This is a genomic window from Paeniglutamicibacter sp. MACA_103, from assembly GCF_045798555.1.
Lineage (GTDB): Bacteria > Actinomycetota > Actinomycetes > Actinomycetales > Micrococcaceae > Paeniglutamicibacter.
The window spans coordinates 70,499-88,774 of sequence record NZ_JBIXLN010000009.1 but is presented as its reverse complement, the minus strand read 5'-3'; the positions used below and the strand labels follow the sequence as shown (position 1 = coordinate 88,774).

Below are 18,276 nucleotides of genomic sequence, written 5' to 3'. Positions count from 1 at the left end.
AGGCACTTCGCTGCCATGTTTCCAAACTGTTATAAATCCCGGGTGACCGCCCCCGCCTACTTGCGAGTAGTAGTTGGCAAAGCTCAATGTGAAGTAGATCCTTGATTTTTCGCGGCTGTAGCGCCCATCACATTCCGGGCCGTTGAGTTCAGCGGTGCGAGTCTCCAAGTGGCGGCCCGAATGGCCGGAAAATATGAAGTGGTGTTTTTATATCCATCCGGGGGAATCGAGGCTAGGGTTCTGAAGTGTGGGGCATCGCACACTGCATGGACCGCATCCGGGTGGGAACCCCGGCTTCATTTAGATCAAGCTATTTAGGAGGAGAAATGCGTTTCCAACGTATTTCAAAGGCCGTTGCGGTGGGCGCTGCGCTCGCACTTGCGCTCAGTGCATGTGCCCCCGGCGGCCAGAATGCAACGCCCACGGCCACGTCGGGCGACACCAGCGGCAAGTTCAGCGTAGAGCCGGCAAACAGCGGCCTCGCCGATCTTGGCGACATCACGACCAAGGACGACTCGGTCAGCTACTCGGTCGGTGCCGAGGACTTCATCAGCTACAACGGGCTGACTCCTGAGTCCTACAGCACCTACAACTCCGCCGTCACAGACCGGCTCTTCGCCAGCTTCTACTACTTCGGCACGGACGGAAAGGTCTACCCGAACGAGGACCTGGGCAAGTACGAGGTCGTCAGCGAAGACCCGATGACCATCAAGTACACCATCAACCCCGAGGCCAAGTGGTCCGATGGCACCGACATCACGGTTGCCGACGCGGTGCTTGCCTGGGGCGTGCAGAACACGAACCTCGCCGACGGCAAGAAGCCGCTGTTCAACTCGGTGTCGCAGGACCTGGGCCAGACCATCCCCAAGGGCCCCGAGGGCGATGCGGCCGGCAAGGAATTCACTGTCACCTACGCCAACCCGGATCCGGACTACGCCATCCAGACCATGATCTACAGCCCGGCCCACGTCGTGGCCAAGCAGGGCGGCATGAGCACCGAGGAAATGGTCGAAGCCATTCGCTCCGGCGACTCCGACGCGCTGAAGAAGGTTGCCTCCTTCTGGAACACCGGTTGGAACACCTCCCCGGGCAAGCTGCCCGCGGCCGATCTCATCCCGGTCTCCGGCCCGTACAAGCTGGGCAGCTGGGAAGCCGGACAGTCCGTGACCCTGGTGGCCAACGAGAACTACTACGGCACCCCGGCGGCGACCAAGGAACTGGTCATCCGCTTTGCCGCACCCGACACCATGGTCCAGGCCCTGCAAAACGGTGACATCGACGTCATCGAGCCCCAGGCAACCGTCGACACGCTCGCGCAGCTTACCGCGCTGGGCGATTCGGTCCAGGTCCACCAGGGCGACACCCTGACCTGGGAGCACCTCGATTTCAACTTCGCGAAGGGCGCGCTCTTCTCGGACAACCTGGAACTGCGCAAGGCCTTCGCCATGTGCGTTCCGCGCCAGCAGATCGTGGAGAACCTGATCAAGCCGCTGAACCCGGAAGCCCAGGTCATGAACGCCCGCGAGGTCTTCCCGTTCCAGGACAGCTACGACGATGTCGTGGGTGCCGCCTACGCGGGCCAGTACGACAACGTCGACATCGAGGGCGCCAAGAAGATCCTCGAGACCGAAGGCGTCGACAAGCCCAAGGTCCGCATCGGGTACTCTGCACCGAACCCGCGCCGCGCCGAGGAAGTCGCCATGATCAAGTCTTCCTGTGACCAGGCTGGCTTCGAGGTCGTGGACGCCGGCAATGCGGACTTCTTCGCACCCGGCGGCACCATGGAACGCGGCGACTACGAGGTTGCACTGTTCGCCTGGGCCGGATCCGGCCAGATCACCTCCGGCGAGAACATCTACGGCACGGGCAAGCCGCAGAACTACGGGAAGTACTCCAACACCGAGGTCGACGCGGCCTGGGAGCGCCTGACCACCACCCTGGACACCAACGTCCACGCGGAGGAGACCAAGAAGATCGAGAAGCTGCTTTGGGATGACCTCTTCGGCATCCCGGTCTTCGCCCACCCGGGCCTGGGGGCCTCCGCCGCGAACGTGCTCAACGTCCGCAAGACGGCCACCCAGAACGGGCTGGTCTGGAACGCGGAACAGTGGGTCCGCGCCGAATAGCCGATCGACGGTAAAACGGTAAGAACGTGGGGCCTGGCGCAACCAGCGTCGGGCCCCACGTGTCCGTTGGCCCACAGGCCACGGGCACATCGGCTAGAAAGGTAGCTATTTGCAGTGTTGAGATTTATTCTCCGCAGGCTGGGCGCGTCGATAGGGATCCTATTCGCGGCCTCGCTCCTGCTCTACGTCCTCGTGATCAACTCCGGAGACCCGCTGGCGGAGTTGCGGGAAAGCAACGCGGAAAACCGCGAAACCCTGATGCAGCGGCGCATCGAGTTCATGAACCTGGACATGCCCTGGTACCAGCGCTACTGGACCTGGCTGGTGGGCGTCGGCAAGTGCTTCGCGCTGCAGTGCGACCTGGGCACCAGCCGCCAGGGCGTGGAGGTCAGCGCGCTGCTCAGCCTGGCCGCCAGCTCCACCCTGCGCCTGGTCCTGCTGGCCACGGTGCTCGCCGCGATCGTCGGCATCGCCATCGGCGTGCTGACGGCGGTGCGCCAATACTCGGGCCTGGACTACGGCGTCACCTTCCTGACGTTCATGTTCTTCTCCCTTCCGGTCTTCTGGGCGGCCGTGCTGCTCAAGGAGTACCTGGCCATCGGCTACAACGACTGGATGCGCGACCCCGCCTTCTCCCCGCCGCAGATCGCCGCCATGGCGCTGCTCGTCGGCTTCCTGATGCAGGTCTTCCTGGCCGGCCCCCTCAAGCGGCGCATCATCACCTTCGCCGTGGCGGCCGCCTTCGTTGCCGTCGCCATCCCGTACCTCACGTGGCTGAACTTCTTCCGCTTCCCGCAGCTGGGATTCGGCGGCGTGCTGCTGCTCGGGCTCGGCGTCGCGCTCAGCGGCACCGCCATGACCGTCGGGCTGCGCAACACCAAGGTGCTCTACCCGGCGCTGGGAACCGTGGCGCTGGGCGCCATCGTCTACTTCGCGGCCTTCGGCGTGCTGGAGAACCCCAACTGGTTCATCCTTGCCGGCGGGGGCATCCTGGCCGTGCTCGTCCCGGCGCTGCTGGGCAAGTACCTGGGCGGCCACCTGCGCGGACCGGCCATGGGCGTCTCGGTCGCCACCGGGCTGGTCATGGCGGGACTGACCGCCCTGGACCACATCTTCCGTGCGTGGCCCGGATTCCTGATGCTCAAGCCCCGGCCGATCGCCACCATCGGTTCGCAGACGCCGAACTTCGCCGGCACCTTCTGGGAGGACTTCCTGGACAAGGGGACCCAGCTGCTGCTGCCCACCATCCTGCTGGCGATCATCTCGCTGGCCAGCTACAGCCGGTACACCCGCTCCTCGATGCTGGAAGTCGGGCAGCAGGACTACATCCGCACCGCCCGGTCCAAGGGATTGAGCGAGCGCACGGTGATCTTCCGCCACGCCTTCCGCAACGCGATGATCCCCATCGTCACCATCGCCGCGTTCGACTTCGCGGGGCTGATCGGCGGAGCGGTGATCACCGAGTCGGTCTTCGGCTGGAAGGGCATGGGCGAGCTGTTCCGAACCGGCCTGATGCAGGTGGACCCGGCCCCGGTGATGGCATTCTTCCTGGTGACAGGCACCGCGGCGGTCGTGTTCAACATGCTGGCCGACATCTTCTACGCAATTCTGGACCCGAGGATCAGGGTATGAACAAGCACACGAACCACCACGGCGCACGGGAGGGACTGCGATGACCATCGAAAAGGAACCCACCGAGGCCCCCGCCGTCCTGCTGGCCGAGGCCGAGGACGCGGCGCTGGCCCGCAAGGACACCGTCTCGCTCAGCCAGGGCCAACTGGTCCGCCGCCGCTTCATCGCCCACCGGGCCGCCATGATCTCGACCATCGTGCTGGTCTTCATCGCCGTCATGGCCTTCAGCTCCATCGGCTACGCGGGCATCCCGGGCTGGTGGGACAAGGACTACACCATGGCCGGATCCGTCATCGACGGGGGACGTCCCACGCTCTCGGTGCTGCCGTCCTGGCTGGGAGGTCCGGGCCTGGCCTGGGGCGAGCACCCCTTCGGCCAGGACTCCACGGGCAAGGACTACTTCGCGCTGGTGATGCGCGGCACCCAGCAGTCGATCATCATCGCCGTCATCGTCGGGTTCGTTGCCACCGTGATCGGCGCCGTCATCGGCGCCGTGGCGGGGTACTACCGCGGCTGGATCGATGCGGCGCTGATGCGCATGACCGACCTGTTCATCGTGATCCCGCTGCTGGTCCTCGCCGCCGTGCTGGGGCAGATCGCCAGCCGCACCGGAAACACCACCATCGCCCTGGCCCTGGTGCTTGGCCTGGTCACCTGGACCGGCCTGGCCAGGCTGGTGCGCGGCGAGGTGCTCTCGCTGCGCGAACGCGAATACGTGGCGGCCGCCCAGTCCATGGGTGCCACCACCCGCCGCGTCATCCTCAAGCACCTGCTGCCCAACACCATCGGCGTCATCGTCGTGAACGCGACGTTCGCGATCGCCGGGGCCATCCTGCTGGAGACCTCGCTGTCCTACCTGGGCTTCGGGGTGAAGCCGCCGGATTCCTCGCTGGGCCTGCTCATCAGCCAATACCAAAACGCGTTCACCAACCGGCCCTGGCTGTTCTGGTGGCCGGGCATGATCATCCTGGCGATCGCGCTGAGCGTGAACTTCCTGGGCGACGGGCTGCGCGACGCCTTTGACCCGCGCCAGACCCGCAAGGCCAGGCGCCGCACCAAGAAGGAAGAGGTTTCCGAATGAGCATCTCCACACCCCCTCTCGGGAACGCCACCGCGCTGAGCTTCGAGAACCTCAACGTCTCCTTCGAGACCGAGTTCTCCGACGTGCACGCCGTCAAGGGGCTCTCCCTGGAGGTGTACCCCGGGGAAGTCGTGGCGCTGGTGGGCGAATCGGGCTCCGGCAAGTCGGTGACCTCCACCGCGGCCATCGGGCTGCTGCCCTCCAACGCCTACATCACCGGCAAGGCACTGGTCGGGGGCGTCAATGTCGTGGGCATGGCGGAGAGCCGGATGCGCAAGATGCGCGCCACCGACATCGCCATGGTCTTCCAGGAACCGATGACCGCGCTGAACCCGGTGCTCACCATCGAGCGCCAGCTCACCGAATCCCTGGAACTGCACGGCCTGGCCTACGGCAAGGACGCGACCGCGCGCGCCATCGAGCTGCTGGGCATGGTCGGCATCCCCGACCCGCGCAAGCGCATCAAGCAGTACCCGCACCAGTTCTCCGGCGGCCAGCGCCAGCGCATCGTGATCGCCATGGCGATCTCCTGCGACCCGAAGGTCATAATCGCCGACGAGCCGACCACCGCGCTGGACGTGACGGTGCAGGCCGAGATCCTGGACCTGCTGCGCGAGCTCAAGGACAAGCTGAACACCGGCATCCTGCTGATCACCCACAACATGGGCGTGGTCGCGGACCTCGCGGACCGCGTCGCGGTGATGTTCCACGGCTCGCTGGTGGAGACCGGCACCGTGGACCAAGTGCTCAACCACCCGCAGCACCCCTACACGCAGAAGCTGCTGGCCTCCGTGCCCCGGCTCGAAGCGGTGGATGTGACGGGGGCCTGGGTTCCGGAGCCGCTCGCCCCCGTGGACCCGCACCGCAAGCTGGTCCTGGAGGCGCGGAACCTGGTGCTCGAGTACGACATGCGCGGCACCAAGTTCCGGGCCGTGGACGACTTGTCCTTCGAGCTGGGTCGCGGGGAGATCCTGGGCATCGTGGGGGAGTCGGGTTCCGGCAAGTCCACCGTGGCCAAGGCCGTGCTGGGGCTGCTGCCCGTGGCCTCCGGGGTGCTGGCGGTCCAGGGCACCAACTTGGCCACGCTGCGGCCCAAGGCGGCCCGCGCCATCCGCGCCAAGATCGGGGTCATCTTCCAAGACCCCGCCGCGTCGCTGAACCCGCGCTTCCCGATCGGGGACTGCATCACCGAGCCGATGGTGGTGCACAAGGTCGGCAACCGCGCCGAGCGCATCAGGCGCGCCTCCGAGCTGCTCGAGGCCGTGCACCTGCCGACCTCGGTCATCAACCGCTACCCGCACGAGCTCTCCGGCGGCCAGCGCCAGCGCGTGTGCATCGCCCGGGCGCTGACCCTTGATCCGGAGCTGCTGATCGCCGACGAACCGACCAGCGCGCTGGACGTCTCGGTGCAGGCGGCGGTGCTGGAGATGATCCAGGAGCTGCAGGCCCGCTACGAGTTCGCCTGCCTGTTCGTCAGCCACGACCTGGCCGTGGTGGACCTGCTGGCGCACAGCGTGGTGGTCATGAAGGACGGGAAGTCGGTGGAACAGGGCAGGGTGCGCGACGTGCTGCACGCGCCGCAGCACGACTACACCCGCCGGCTGCTGGCCGCGGCCCCGGTCCCGGAGCCCAGGGAGCAGGCCATGCGCCGCGAGGCCAGGCGCCTGCTGATGTCGGTGGAGAACCCCGACAGCTGATCCGCCGCGGCAGAACAATGGCCGGGAAGCCCCCGAGGGGCTTCCCGGCCATTGCCGTGCCCCCAAGGGGGCGAAGTCTGCGCGCAGGGAGCTAGCTGAGCTCCATGATGAATTCCTTCACGACCGCGGCGCGGGCGTTGGAGAAGTCGGCTGCCTCGTCGATGACCTTGAAACCACGTCGTTCCAGGATCTTGATGGAGCCGATGTTGTCCTGCGGCACGCGGGCGCGCAGCGGGCGGGCGGTGTACTCGGCCAGGAAAGCGTCCACGGCGCTGGTGGTGATGCCCTGGCCCCAGTAGCGGCTGGCGGTCCAGAAGCTGATCTCCGGGATGGTCTCGTTCTCGAAGACCAGGATCGAACCGGCGACCTCGCCGTCGTGCTCAATGGTGCGCACAATGACCTTGGGGTCATTGATGATCGAACCCCAGTGGTGGTCGAAGACCCCGCGGTCAGCGGGGTTCCGGGCCGTGAAGGCAGCCATGAGGTTGGCTTCGGGGTCCTGTTGGTGATCGAAGAACTGATCCAGGTCTTCGGGCTGCAAAGGCCGTAGCTGCACGGTCACTGCCTCTCTCTTTGTGGTCAACGTCTAGGCCCTAGCCTACCGGTGTGAACAGGGCTGATGCGGCCATCTGGTTCAGGAGCCTGCGCAACCCGGCCTTGGAGGTGCGCGGGGAGTGCGCCGAATGCGCGGTTGAGTTGAGCAGGCCGAAGGCCGCATGGGCCCGGAACCGGATGACGGCGTTGGTTTCCCCCGGGTGGATCTGGTGCAGCTGCTCGGTCCACATCCCGATGTATTCGCGCTGCAGCTTGCGCACCAATTGCAGTTCGGCCGCGGGCAGGGTCTCCAGGTTGCGGTCCTGGACCTGGATGATGTCCGGGCGGGCCAGGGCGAAGTCGGTGTGGAAGGCGATCAGCCGCGTGAGCGTCTCGGCGGCGGTCCCGCCGGCGTCCGTTACCTTTCGCCCGCCGTCCACCATGTCCTGGCTGACCCCCACCAGCAAGGCAATGAGGACCGCGGACTTGCCGGAAAAGTGGCGGTACACGGCCGGTCCGCTGATGCCGCAGGCCGCCCCGAGGTCCTCGAGCGAGACCCCGGCATAGCCGCGGATGGCGAAGAGCCGGGTGGCCTCCGCCAAGAGGTCCTGGCGCCGCTGTGCCTTGGCGCGTTCGCGGTCGGTCGCCGTCGGGTCCTTGGGATTTCCGTTCACGCTCCACCGCTCCTTCTTGACTCGGCGCTTGCGCCCGCGGGGCACCGGCGCAACTTTTCCGGGAGGCTGGACAAGTGTGGCGCGCGCCACTAGCCTCGGACTCAGTTAATGATCACTAACAATACGTGGTCAGGGGACAAAGCCCAAGCGGAGCGCAACCGCGCAACGTTCGCCCCGTGCGGCCCACCCGGCCCACGGCAACCGGGCATCCACGGCCACCAGCGAAAGGGGCACAGGGAACATGATCAACCTGGAACTCAACGAGGACTACCTGGAACTCGCCAAGACGGTGCGCGAGTTCGCCAACGAGGTCGTGGCGCCGGTTTCGGCGAAGCACGACGCTGCGCACTCCTTCCCCTACGAGGTCATCTCCCAGATGGGGCAGATGGGCCTGTTCGGCCTGCCTTTTTCTGAGGACGTCGGCGGCATGGGCGGGGACTACTTCGCGCTCTCCCTGGCCATCGAGGAGCTGGCGCGGGTCGACCAGTCGGTGGCCATCACCCTGGAGGCGGGCGTCAGCCTGGGGGCCATGCCCATCCACCGCTTCGGCACCCAGGCCCAGAAGGACCGCTGGCTGCCGGCACTGTGCTCGGGAGCGGAACTGGCGGGGTTCGGGCTCACCGAGTCCGGGGCCGGGTCCGATGCCGGCGGCACCGCCACCACCGCGACCCTGAAGGACGGGTCGTGGGTGCTCAACGGGTCCAAGGAATTCATCACCAACTCCGGCACCGACATCTCCACCCTGGTGACGGTCACCGCCGTCACCGGGACCCAGACGAAGGCCGACGGCTCCGTCGCCAAGGAGATCTCCACGATCCTGGTGCCGCGCGATACCCCCGGGTACACCGTGGACCCCGCCTATGACAAGGTCGGCTGGCGCGCCTCGGACACCCATCCGCTGAGGTTCGAGAACGCGAGCGTCCCGGAGGAGAACCTGCTGGGGGAGCGCGGGCGCGGCTACGCGAACTTCCTGTCGATCCTCGACGAGGGGCGCATCGCGATTGCCGCGCTGGGCACCGGGGCGGCCCAGGGCTGCCTCGACGAGGCGACCGCCTACGCCAAGACCCGCACGACCTTCGGGCGCTCCATCGGATCCAACCAGGGGATCTCCTTCAAGATCGCCCGGATGGCCGCCCGGGTCCACACCTCGCGCCTGGCCTACTACGCGGCGGCGGCCAAGATGCTCGCGGGCCAGGACTTCAAGACGGAGGCGGCGATCGCCAAGCTGGTGGCCGGGGAGGCCGCCATGGACAATGCCCGCGACGCCACGCAGATCTTCGGCGGCTACGGGTTCATGAACGAGTCCTTGGTGGCCCGGCACTACCGGGATTCGAAGATCCTGGAAATCGGCGAGGGAACCACCGAGGTCCAGCTGCTGCTGATCGCCCGCTCGCTGGGTCTCTAGGAATCGGGGGCCACCGGCCCGAATGTTTGTAGGATACGAGAACAAGGATTGTTCGGAAGGTGGCCCCGCCGCACCGCACCCCCCAACCGGGAGCGGTGCGGCGGCGGAAACACCCCAGCGCGAGAGGTGCGTGAGGACCATGTCAGAGCGGGACGATGTGCGTGAAATCCACGAGCGGGGCCTGTACTTCGAGGAACTTGATGCCGACGCGGTGTACGTGCACTCGCCCGGGCGCACCATGACGGAGGCGGACAACGTCCTGTTCACGGCCCTGAGCATGAACACCCAGGCGCTGCACCTGGACGCGGCCTTCGCCGCGACCCAGCCCTTCGGGCGCCGGGTCATGAACTCGATGTTCACCCTGGCCACCATGGTGGGACAGTCGGTGTCGCAGCTGACCCAGGGGACGCTGATGGGCCAGCTGGGCCTGACCGACGTGCGCTTCCCGCACCCGCTCTTCCCGGGGGACACGCTCTACACCCAGACGCGGATCGTGGACCTGCGCCCCTCCAACTCCCGGCCGGGGCTCGGGGTGGCAACCTTCTCCCACGTGGGCAAGAACCAGGACGGCATCACCGTGGCCGAGGCGACCCGCGTGTGCCTGATGTTCACGCGCGAGGCGCACCAGAAGCTGCAGAACGGGTCCTTCGGCGCGGACGACTGGGCCTAGTCCGCCTTGGGGCCGCGCCAGCTGTAGCGCCGCTCCGGGCGTCCGCCGCCGTAGCGCAGGTCCACCTGCGCCTGCCCCACCTCATTGAGGTACTCCAGGTAGCGCCGCGCGCTGACCCGGGACAGGCCCAGCATCTCGCCGACCTCCAGCGCGGAGAGGTCCGCCTCCGCGTCGCGCAAGATGGACTGCACCCGTTCCATGGTTTCCGCCGCGCAGCCCTTGGGCAGCGGCTTGTCGGCCCCGGCCATGCCGAAGACCGCGTCCACGTCGGACTGGTCGGCGGTGGCGGCCGAGCCCAGCGAACGGTAGGTGCGCCGGTAGTGCTCCAGGCGCTGGTGCAGGTCCGCCTGGGTGAACGGCTTCATGAGGTAGTGCACTATGCCCCCGCGCAGCGCCCGGCGCACGGTCTCGGCCTCCCGGGCGGCGCTGATCACCAGCACGTCGAGCTCGGGGACTGCCGCGCGCAACTGCCCCAGCAGCTCAAGCCCGTAGATGTCGGGCAGGTAGATGTCCAGCAGCACCAGGTCCGGCTGGAGGCGGCGGGCCTCGGTCAGGGCCTGGGCCCCGGTGCGCGCGACCCCGACAACCTCGAAGCCGGGCATCTGCGCGACGAATCCCGAATGGATCCGCGCGACCATGAAGTCGTCGTCGACGATGAGCACCTTGATCATGACTGAACCTTTTTCCCCAGGCGGGCCGTGAAGACCGCCCCCTCGTCGTTGGCGACCGTGACGTCGCCGCCGCGGCGCAGGCACACCAGGCGGGTTAGCGCCAGGCCGAAGCCGCGCCCCGCCTCGGACGACGAGGCCTTGGTGCTGTAGCCCTGGACGAAGATCTTAGCAATGTTCCCGGCATCGATCCCGCCGCCGGTGTCGTGCACCGACACCACGACCACCTCGTCCTCCTCCGACACCCGGACGTTGACCTTGGCGCTTTCGCGTCCGGCCACCGCGTCGATGGCGTTGTCCACCAGGTTGCCGACCACCGTGGTCAGGTCCCGGGACAGGGCCTCGTCCACTCGTCCAAGGCGCGATTCGGGATCGAGGTCGATGCCCACGCCGCGCTCCGAGGCCAGGGCGGACTTGGCGATGAGCAGCGCGGCAACCGTGGGATCGGCAACGCGGTGGGTGACATCGTCCAGCAGCCGCGTACGGCTGAAGCTCACCCCGTTCACGTAGGTGAGCACCTCGTCGTATTCTTCCAGCTGGATCAGCCCGGAGATGGTGTGCAGCTGGTTGGCGAATTCGTGGGTCTGGGCGCGCAGCGTCTCGGTCGTCATGCGCGTGGCCCCCAGTTCCTTTTCCAGGGTCGTCAATTCGGTCCGGTCACGCAGAGTGGTCACCGACCCGACCAGCCGGCCACGGGATTGAATGGGGCGTCGGTTCAGCACCACCATGCGCTCGCCGACCAGCACCAGCCGGTCGGCGTCCGCCTGCTTCATGGTCAGCACCTCGCGCAGCGCCGCGTCGATCGCGAGGTCCTGCAGGGTCCGTCCCTCGCAGTCCTCGGGCCAGCCCAGCAGCCTGCGCGCAGCGTCGTTGGCCAGCGTGATGCGTTCGCGCAGGTCGATGGCCACCACACCCTCCTTGACGCCGTGCAGGATGGCCTCGCGGTGTTCCACCAGCCCGGTGATTTCCGCAGGCTCCAGGCCCAGGGTCTGCCGCTTGACGCGGCGGGAGAGCAGGAGCGAGCCGAGCGTGCCCAGGGCGAGGGAGATCCCCAGGTAGACCAACAAATTGGGGGTGGCCTCGAGAAGGCGTTCCACGAGCGACGGATAGCTGCGGCCCATGGAGGCGAAGCCCACGAGCTGTCCGCCGTCGTCGAGCACCGGGACATGTGCCTCGAGCATCTTGACGCCGCTGCGCTGCGTGGACCCGGTCCATGCCCGGCCCTCCATCACGTCGGACTCGCCCAGGGGGAACATCTCCCCGAGCAGCGCGGGGTTGGAGGCGGTCACCACGATGCCCTGGGCATTGACCAACAGCGACTCGCTGCTGCCGGAGACCGAGCGCACCGATTCGGTGATGGAGGGCAGGGCCGAGCCGAAGCGGGGCTTCGCCTCGGGCAGCAGGGCCCGCACGAGCGGGGTCGCGGCGAGGTTTTCGGCCGCCGCCAGCGAGCGCCGGGACTCGACGCGTTCAAAGGTCTGGGTGGCCTGGGCCAGGGACATGGCCAGGACCCCGGCCATGACCGCCAGCAGGATCAGCAATTGCAGCCCCAGGAACTGGCCCGCGAGACTCAACCGGGCGGTGCGGCCCCATCGCGGGGCGGGGGAGTGGCCGGACACCGGCGGTCCTTTCCGTGCCACGGCGGACCCGGCGCCAATCGCCCGATCCGGCATGTGCCATCGGCGTGTACTCTACCCAAATCGGGCATCCGCACCGAATGTGACCGTGAACACTATGTACAAAACTTTCTTTGCGAACACAAGAATTGCCCGGCCGCGAACGCGGCCTAATGTGGTGCACATCATTCACTCGCATTTGAGATGGGAATCACCATGGGACGTACCAACATCCTGAAGCTGGCGGCCGTGGCCGCCGGCATCATGCTTGCCGCCACCGGCTGCGGAGTCACCGGCAACGACGCCGGCGCCTCCGGCAGCGCGGCCGAATCCGGTCCGGTGACCGGCCTGCGCATCATGGTCCCCAACAGCCCAGGCGGAGGCTACGACACCACGGCCCGCGTCAGCGCCCAGGTCATGGAGGAAGCCGACATTGCCAAGTCGGTCGAGGTCTTCAACCTCGCAGGTGCCGGCGGCACCGTGGGCCTGGCCCGCATCGTCAACGAAAAGGGCAACAACGACCTCGGCATGCTCATGGGCCTGGGCGTGGTCGGCGCGAGCTACACCAACGACACCGACGCCCGGCTGACGGACACCACCCCGATCGCCCGGCTCATCCAGGAGCCCGGAGCCATCATGGTCTCCAAGGACTCCCCGTACAAGACCATCGAGGACCTCGTCGCGGCCTGGAAGAAGGACCCGTCCAAGCTGGCCGTGGGCGGCGGCTCCTCGCCGGGCGGCCCCGACCACCTGCTGCCGATGCAGCTGGCCCAGGCCGTGGGCATCGACGCGAAAAAGGTCAACTACGTCTCCTACGACGGCGGCGGCGACCTGCTGCCGGCGATCCTGGGCAACAAGCTGGGCTTCGCGGCATCCGGTGCCGGCGAGTTCCTGAAGCAGATCCAGTCCGGCGACGTCCGCGTGCTGGCAACCTCCGGCGCCGAGCGCCTCGAGGGCGTTGACGCCCCGACCCTGAAGGAATCGGGCATCGACCTGGAATTCAGCAACTGGCGCGGCCTGGTGGCCCCTCCGGGCATCAGCGACGAGGCCAAGGCGCGCTGGATCGCCACGCTGGAGAAGATGCACGCCTCCGAGGAATGGAAGGCTGCACTGAAGACCAACGGCTGGACCGATGCCTTCATCACCGGGGACGAGTTCGCCGGCTTCCTCACCGACCAGGACAAGCGGGTTTCCGACGTCCTGACCGCCTTGGGATTGGCATGAAACCAGTAGCCATTTGGCTCAAGGACCGTTCCGAGCTGGGCTTCGCGGCCCTGCTCGGGGCGGTCGGGGCCATGGTGCTGATCGACGCCGCGGGGCTGCACGTGCCCTACCAGCAGTCCGACGGGCTGGGTCCCAAGACCGTTCCCTACATCGTGGGGACCTTGCTTTTGGCCTGCGCCGTCCTGCTCGCCGTGAACATCCTGCGCGGGGGAACGGCGGAGCCGGGGGACGGCGAGGACATCGAGATGGGAACGCCCATCGACTGGAAGGTCGTCGTTCCCCTGGTGCTGGTCTTCATCCTCAACATCGTCTTCATCGACCTCCTCGGCTGGCCCATTTCCGGGACCATCCTCTTCTGGGGCAGCGTCCTGGCCCTGGGCGGGCGCAACTACATCCGTGACGGACTGATTTCCGTGGCCCTGGCCGTGGGCACCTTCTACGGCTTTTACCTGGGGCTGGGCATCCACCTGCCGGCCGGCCTGCTCAAGGGAGTGCTCTAAGTGGAAACATTCAACCTGCTGATGCAGGGGTTCGCCACCGCAGTGACCCCCGTCAACCTGCTCTTCGCCGTGATGGGCGTGTTGCTGGGCACCGCCATCGGCGTGCTGCCGGGCATCGGCCCGGCCATGGCCATCGCGCTGCTGCTGCCGGTCACCTACGGGCTGGAACCCACCAGCGCCATGATCATGTTCGCCGGCATCTACTACGGCGGGATGTTCGGCGGCTCGACCACCTCCATCCTGCTGAACACCCCCGGTGAGTCCGCCACGGTCATCACCGCCATCGAAGGCCACAAGATGGCCAAGGCCGGCCGCGCCGCCCAGGCGCTGGCGACGGCGGCGATCGGCTCCTTCGTTGCCGGCACCATCGGCACCGCGCTGCTGGCAACCATCGCACCGTGGGTGGTGAAGTTCGCCGTGTCCCTGGGCAACCCGAGCTACCTGGCGATCATGCTGCTGGCGCTGATCGCCGTGACCGCAGTGCTGGGATCCTCCAAGCTGCGCGGCTTTGCCGCGCTGGGCCTGGGCCTGGCCATCGGCCTGGTCGGCCTGGACCCGGTCAGCGGCCAGGGCCGGCTGGTCTTCGGCCAGCCGCTGCTCGCCGACGGCTTGGACATCGTGGTGGTTGCCGTGGCGATCTTCGCCATCGGCGAGGCACTGTGGATCGCCGCGCACCTGCGCAAGACCGCCACCCACACGATTCCCGTCGGGCGCCCGTGGATGGGCAAGGCGGACTGGAAGCGTTCCTGGAAGCCCTGGCTGCGCGGCACCGCGTACGGCTTCCCCTTCGGCGCCCTGCCCGCCGGAGGCGCGGAGATCCCGACGTTCCTGTCCTACATCACCGAGAAGAAGCTTTCGAAGCACCCGGAGGAATTCGGCCACGGCGCCATCGAGGGCGTCGCGGGTCCCGAGGCGGCCAACAACGCCTCGGCCGCGGGCACGCTGACCCCGATGCTGGCGCTGGGCCTGCCGACCAACGCGACCGCCGCGGTCATGCTCCTGGCGCTCATGCAGCTGGGGGTCCAGCCCGGCCCGCTGCTCTTCGAGGAGGAGCCGAAGCTGGTGTGGGCGTTGATCGCCAGCCTGTTCATCGGCAACGCGCTGCTGCTGCTGGTCAACCTGCCGATGGCGCCGCTGTGGGCCAAGCTGCTGCAGCTGCCGCGGCAGTACCTCTACGCGGGCATCCTGTTCTTTGCCACGCTGGGCGCCTACGCGGTGAACCTGCAGGCCTTCGACCTGGTCCTGCTTTTGGTGCTGGGCACGCTGGGGTTCGCGATGCGCCGCTTTGGCATCCCGGTGCTGCCTCTGATAATCGGCGTGATCCTTGGCCCCCGGGCCGAGGAGGAGCTGCGCAAGTCCCTGCAGCTCAGTGGCGGGGACCCGGCCGGACTGTTCAGCGAGCCGATCGCCGTGGTCGTCTACGTGATCATCGCACTGGTCCTGCTCTGGCCGCTGGCCGCGATGCTGTTCCGCCGCCTGTTCCCGAAGGCCGCGGCCGAACTCGAGGAGCTCGTCGAGCCCGTCGTGGTGGAGCCCGACTCCGCGGCCGCCCCCGGCGAGGCCGCCGAGCCGGCAGAGGTGAAGGTCATGGACATCCACGGCCCGCGCCACAGCGGCAAGACGCATCGCTGATATCTGCAACGCCTCGTGGCCCCCGTTTCCCTCCTTCGAGGGGGAATCGGGGGCCGCGCTTGCTTAAGCCGATCCCCGGCGGCGCTTGCCCGCGGGCCGGTTCATTGGGTTGGCACAGCAAGTGCGGACATAATGGGTCAGGTGAACATTGCGCAGTTTTCCGCCCCCCGCCCGGCCACGGCCTTCACCGCGCCGATCCCCGGCACCATCCGCCGCATCACGCTGATCGGCTCCACCGGGTCCATCGGCACCCAGGGCCTCGAGGTCATCGCCGCGGCACCCGAGCGGTTTGCCGTCGCAGCCCTTTCGGGCGGCCACAACCTGCCCCTGCTGGCCACCCAGGCGGTAGCCACGCGCGCCCAGGCGGTGGGTTGCGCCCACCCTGACGTCGACGCGCTGTCCGCCGCCCTGGCGGCCGCCAAGGATGCCGCCGGGGTCCAGGACTACGACCCGCAGCTCTTCGCCGGCCCCGACGCGGCAACGCAGATCGCCTCCTTCCCGGACGCCGACGTGGTGCTCAACGGCATCACCGGCTCCATCGGCCTGGCCCCCACGCTTGCGGCCCTGAACGCCGGCCACCTGCTGGCCCTGGCCAACAAGGAGTCGCTGATCGTCGGAGGCGCGCTGGTCAAGGACGCGGCCGCCCCCGGCCAGCTGGTCCCGGTGGATTCCGAGCACTCCGCGCTGGCCCAGGCTCTGCGCGCCGGGACCCCGGAGGAAGTGCACAAGCTGATCGTCACCGCCTCCGGCGGGCCCTTCCGCGGCTGGGACCGCGAGAAATTGCGCGACGTCACCCCCGCCCAGGCGCTGGCCCACCCGACCTGGGACATGGGCAAGGTCGTGACCACCAACTCGGCCACCATGGTCAACAAGGCCCTGGAGGTCATCGAGGCGCACCTGCTCTTCGACGTGCCGCTGGATCGCATCGAGGCGGTGGTGCACCCCCAATCCATCGTGCATTCCATGGTCGAGTTCATCGACGGCTCCACCATCGCCCAGGCCTCCCCGCCGGACATGGCCCTGCCCATCGCGCTGGGCATCGGCTGGCCGGCCCGGGTGCCCGGCGCCACCGCCCCGTGCGACTGGTCCGCAGCCGCCTCCTGGACCTTCGAGCCGTTGGATGCCAAAGCCTTCCCCGCCATCGAGCTGGCCAAGGCGGCAGCGGCCGCCTCGCCCACCCACATGGCCGTGTACAACGCGGTGAACGAGGAAGCCGTCGAGGCGTTCCACGCCGGGGCCATCCGCTTCACCGACATCGTCGAAACCGTCGAGAAGATCCTGCAGGGCTATGCCCCCGAGTCAGGCACCCTTGACCTGGATTCGGTGCTTGCCGCCGAAACCTGGGCACGAACCGAAGCCGCCAAGCGTTTGGAATCACTGTGAGCGTTCTACTTTTCATCCTCGGCGTGCTGGTCATGGTCATCGCCGTCGGCTTTTCCATTGGCCTGCACGAGGTCGGGCACCTGGTCCCCGCCAAGCGCTTTGGCGTGCGCGTGCCCCAGTACATGATCGGCTTCGGCAAGACGCTGTGGTCCTTCCGGCGCGGGGAGACCGAATACGGCTTCAAGGCCATCCCGCTGGGCGGCTACATCTCCATGATCGGGATGTACCCGCCGGCGCGGAACAAGGGGGATATCGGCGCCACCGACGCCCCGATCCTGCGCAAGTCCTCCACCGGCATGTTCCAGCAGATGGCCGACGAGGCCAGGCACGCGGCGGCCGAGCAGCTGCAGCCCGGGGACGACAATCGGCTGTTCTACAAGCTGCCCGTCTACAAGCGCATCATCATCATGCTCGGCGGCCCGGTCATGAACCTGCTCATCGGCGTGGTCATGATCGGCATCGTCACCGTCGGCTTCGGGATGCCGGCCCAGACCAGCACCGTCGACGAGGTCTACCAGTGCGTGGTGCCGCTCGGCGAGGAATCCTCGCGCGACTCTTCGGTCAACAACGGTTGCCTGCCCTCCGACGCCCCCGGCCCGGCCTATGCCGCGGGCCTGCGCCCGGGCGATGTGATCACCTCCTTCGACGGAGCACCGGTGGGCACCACCGACTGGGTGGGCCTGACCCAGGCGATCCGCGGACACGCCGGTGAATCGGTCCCGCTCACCTACCAGCGCGAGGGCGTGGAGCACTCCACCACCATCACCCCCTACAAGACCGAACGCCCGGTGATCAACGACGAGGGCCAGGTCGTCACCGACGCCTCCGGCACGCCCCAGACCGTGGAGGTCGGGTTCATCGGCATGGGCTCGAAGATCAGCAACATCCAGCAGCCGGTCTCCGCGGTCCTGCCGGCCGTTGGCCAGCAGGTTTCCGGCGTCGCTGCGGTGGTGCTGGACCTGCCCGCCCGCGTGGCAGCGGTGGGCAAGGCGGCGTTCTCCGACACCCCGCGCGACCCCAACGGGCCGATCTCCGTGGTGGGCGTGGGCCGCATCGCCGGGGAAATCAGCGCCACGGAACAGATCGGCGTGGTGGACAAGGCGGCCAGCCTGATCTCGCTGATCGGCGGGCTGAACATCGCCCTGTTCGTCTTCAACCTGATCCCGCTGCTTCCGCTCGATGGCGGGCACATCATCGGCGCGCTCTTCGAGGCGGTGCGCCGCCTCTTCGCCAAGGTCTTCCGCCGCCCGGATCCGGGGCCGGTGGACATCGCCAAGCTGCTGCCGCTGACCTACGTGGTCGCGGTGGGCATGCTGGTCATGGGTGCGGTGCTGATCTACGCCGACATCGTCAAGCCGGTGTCGATCTTCGGCTGAGCTATTGCACCTCGAAGCGGCCCCGTCCCACCACCCCATACGAGGGAGTGGGAGGGGG

At 67.6% G+C, this 18,276-nt stretch carries 15 protein-coding genes; 11 read left to right on the top strand and 4 right to left on the bottom strand.

The annotated features are described in order from the left end of the window. The first annotated feature begins 326 nt into the window (after positions 1-326). The 4 genes from ACIPVK_RS06315 (at position 327) to ACIPVK_RS06300 (ending at position 6,536) form a co-directional block, all read left to right on the top strand. Complete coding sequence (locus ACIPVK_RS06315; RefSeq protein ID WP_407611108.1) at positions 327-2,126, top strand: ABC transporter family substrate-binding protein; 1,800 nt, start codon at positions 327-329, stop codon at positions 2,124-2,126. Positions 2,127-2,240: 114 nt separating this feature from the next. After that, the gene (locus ACIPVK_RS06310) at positions 2,241-3,758 is read left to right on the top strand and encodes an ABC transporter permease (protein ID WP_407611107.1); all 1,518 of its coding nucleotides are present in this window, start codon (positions 2,241-2,243) and stop codon (positions 3,756-3,758) included. A 40-nt stretch (positions 3,759-3,798) separates the two neighbouring features. Further along, positions 3,799-4,839: an ABC transporter permease gene (locus ACIPVK_RS06305; RefSeq protein ID WP_407611106.1), complete on the top strand. Its 1,041-nt coding sequence runs from the start codon at positions 3,799-3,801 to the stop codon at positions 4,837-4,839. Further along, positions 4,836-6,536 carry an ABC transporter ATP-binding protein gene (locus ACIPVK_RS06300; RefSeq protein ID WP_407611105.1) on the top strand — a complete coding sequence of 567 codons (1,701 nt, stop codon included), beginning with the start codon at positions 4,836-4,838 and terminating at the stop codon, positions 6,534-6,536. The genes ACIPVK_RS06305 and ACIPVK_RS06300 overlap by 4 nt, the downstream gene beginning before the upstream one ends. A gap of 91 nt (positions 6,537-6,627) precedes the next feature. Here the strand turns inward: ACIPVK_RS06300 and ACIPVK_RS06295 are convergent, their stop codons facing one another. Together ACIPVK_RS06295 and ACIPVK_RS06290 are read right to left on the bottom strand one after the other, a co-directional pair. Further along, a complete protein-coding gene (locus tag ACIPVK_RS06295; protein WP_407611141.1) occupies positions 6,628-7,092 on the bottom strand; it encodes a GNAT family N-acetyltransferase in 465 nt (154 codons plus the stop codon). A gap of 37 nt (positions 7,093-7,129) precedes the next feature. Next, positions 7,130-7,744, bottom strand: coding sequence for a TetR/AcrR family transcriptional regulator (locus ACIPVK_RS06290; protein WP_407611104.1), 615 nt, complete (start codon positions 7,742-7,744; stop codon positions 7,130-7,132). A gap of 241 nt (positions 7,745-7,985) precedes the next feature. On the opposite strand from ACIPVK_RS06290, the gene ACIPVK_RS06285 reads away from it, so the two are divergent. After that, on the top strand, positions 7,986-9,149 hold the full coding sequence (locus tag ACIPVK_RS06285; RefSeq protein WP_407611103.1) for an acyl-CoA dehydrogenase family protein: 1,164 nt from the start codon (positions 7,986-7,988) through the stop codon (positions 9,147-9,149). A gap of 139 nt (positions 9,150-9,288) precedes the next feature. Then, the gene (locus ACIPVK_RS06280; RefSeq protein ID WP_407611102.1) at positions 9,289-9,819 is read left to right on the top strand and encodes a MaoC family dehydratase; all 531 of its coding nucleotides are present in this window, start codon (positions 9,289-9,291) and stop codon (positions 9,817-9,819) included. Here the strand turns inward: ACIPVK_RS06280 and ACIPVK_RS06275 are convergent. Together ACIPVK_RS06275 and ACIPVK_RS06270 are read right to left on the bottom strand one after the other, a co-directional pair. Beyond that, a complete protein-coding gene (locus ACIPVK_RS06275; protein WP_407611101.1) occupies positions 9,816-10,490 on the bottom strand; it encodes a response regulator in 675 nt (224 codons plus the stop codon). The genes ACIPVK_RS06280 and ACIPVK_RS06275 overlap by 4 nt on opposite strands. Continuing rightward, a complete protein-coding gene (locus tag ACIPVK_RS06270) occupies positions 10,487-12,061 on the bottom strand; it encodes an ATP-binding protein (RefSeq protein WP_407611140.1) in 1,575 nt (524 codons plus the stop codon). Before ACIPVK_RS06270 ends, ACIPVK_RS06275 begins: the two co-directional genes overlap by 4 nt. Before the next feature lie 258 nt (positions 12,062-12,319). Here ACIPVK_RS06270 and ACIPVK_RS06265 point away from each other — a divergent pair, with 258 nt between their 5' ends. The 5 genes from ACIPVK_RS06265 to ACIPVK_RS06245 all read left to right on the top strand — a co-directional run bounded on the left by ACIPVK_RS06265 (position 12,320) and on the right by ACIPVK_RS06245 (position 18,218). Further along, positions 12,320-13,327 carry a Bug family tripartite tricarboxylate transporter substrate binding protein gene (locus ACIPVK_RS06265; protein WP_407611100.1) on the top strand — a complete coding sequence of 336 codons (1,008 nt, stop codon included), beginning with the start codon at positions 12,320-12,322 and terminating at the stop codon, positions 13,325-13,327. After that, positions 13,324-13,827, top strand: a complete 504-nt coding sequence (locus ACIPVK_RS06260) for a tripartite tricarboxylate transporter TctB family protein (RefSeq protein WP_407611099.1) — start codon at positions 13,324-13,326, stop codon at positions 13,825-13,827. The genes ACIPVK_RS06265 and ACIPVK_RS06260 overlap by 4 nt, the downstream gene beginning before the upstream one ends. 21 nt (positions 13,828-13,848) lie before the next feature. After that, on the top strand, positions 13,849-15,459 hold the full coding sequence (locus tag ACIPVK_RS06255; protein WP_407611139.1) for a tripartite tricarboxylate transporter permease: 1,611 nt from the start codon (positions 13,849-13,851) through the stop codon (positions 15,457-15,459). A gap of 132 nt (positions 15,460-15,591) precedes the next feature. Next, entirely contained in the window at positions 15,592-16,842 is a 1,251-nt protein-coding gene (gene dxr, locus ACIPVK_RS06250; protein ID WP_407611098.1) for a 1-deoxy-D-xylulose-5-phosphate reductoisomerase, read from the top strand. After that, complete coding sequence (locus ACIPVK_RS06245; RefSeq protein ID WP_407611097.1) at positions 16,839-18,218, top strand: M50 family metallopeptidase; 1,380 nt, start codon at positions 16,839-16,841, stop codon at positions 18,216-18,218. The genes dxr and ACIPVK_RS06245 overlap by 4 nt, the downstream gene beginning before the upstream one ends. Positions 18,219-18,276 lie beyond the last annotated feature (58 nt).

Bases quoted from the DNA above. Each gene is read 5' to 3' on its own strand.
- ACIPVK_RS06315 (WP_407611108.1), top strand. From the start codon at position 327: ATGCGTTTCCAACGTATTTCAAAGGCCGTTGCGGTGGGCGCTGCGCTC.
- ACIPVK_RS06305 (WP_407611106.1), top strand. From the start codon at position 3,799: ATGACCATCGAAAAGGAACCCACCGAGGCCCCCGCCGTCCTGCTGGCC.
- ACIPVK_RS06300 (WP_407611105.1), top strand. From the start codon at position 4,836: ATGAGCATCTCCACACCCCCTCTCGGGAACGCCACCGCGCTGAGCTTC.
- ACIPVK_RS06285 (WP_407611103.1), top strand. From the start codon at position 7,986: ATGATCAACCTGGAACTCAACGAGGACTACCTGGAACTCGCCAAGACG.
- ACIPVK_RS06280 (WP_407611102.1), top strand. From the start codon at position 9,289: ATGTCAGAGCGGGACGATGTGCGTGAAATCCACGAGCGGGGCCTGTAC.
- ACIPVK_RS06275 (WP_407611101.1), bottom strand. From the start codon at position 10,490: ATGATCAAGGTGCTCATCGTCGACGACGACTTCATGGTCGCGCGGATC.
- ACIPVK_RS06265 (WP_407611100.1), top strand. From the start codon at position 12,320: ATGGGACGTACCAACATCCTGAAGCTGGCGGCCGTGGCCGCCGGCATC.
- ACIPVK_RS06260 (WP_407611099.1), top strand. From the start codon at position 13,324: ATGAAACCAGTAGCCATTTGGCTCAAGGACCGTTCCGAGCTGGGCTTC.
- ACIPVK_RS06255 (WP_407611139.1), top strand. From the start codon at position 13,849: ATGCAGGGGTTCGCCACCGCAGTGACCCCCGTCAACCTGCTCTTCGCC.
- dxr (WP_407611098.1), top strand. From the start codon at position 15,592: ATGGGTCAGGTGAACATTGCGCAGTTTTCCGCCCCCCGCCCGGCCACG.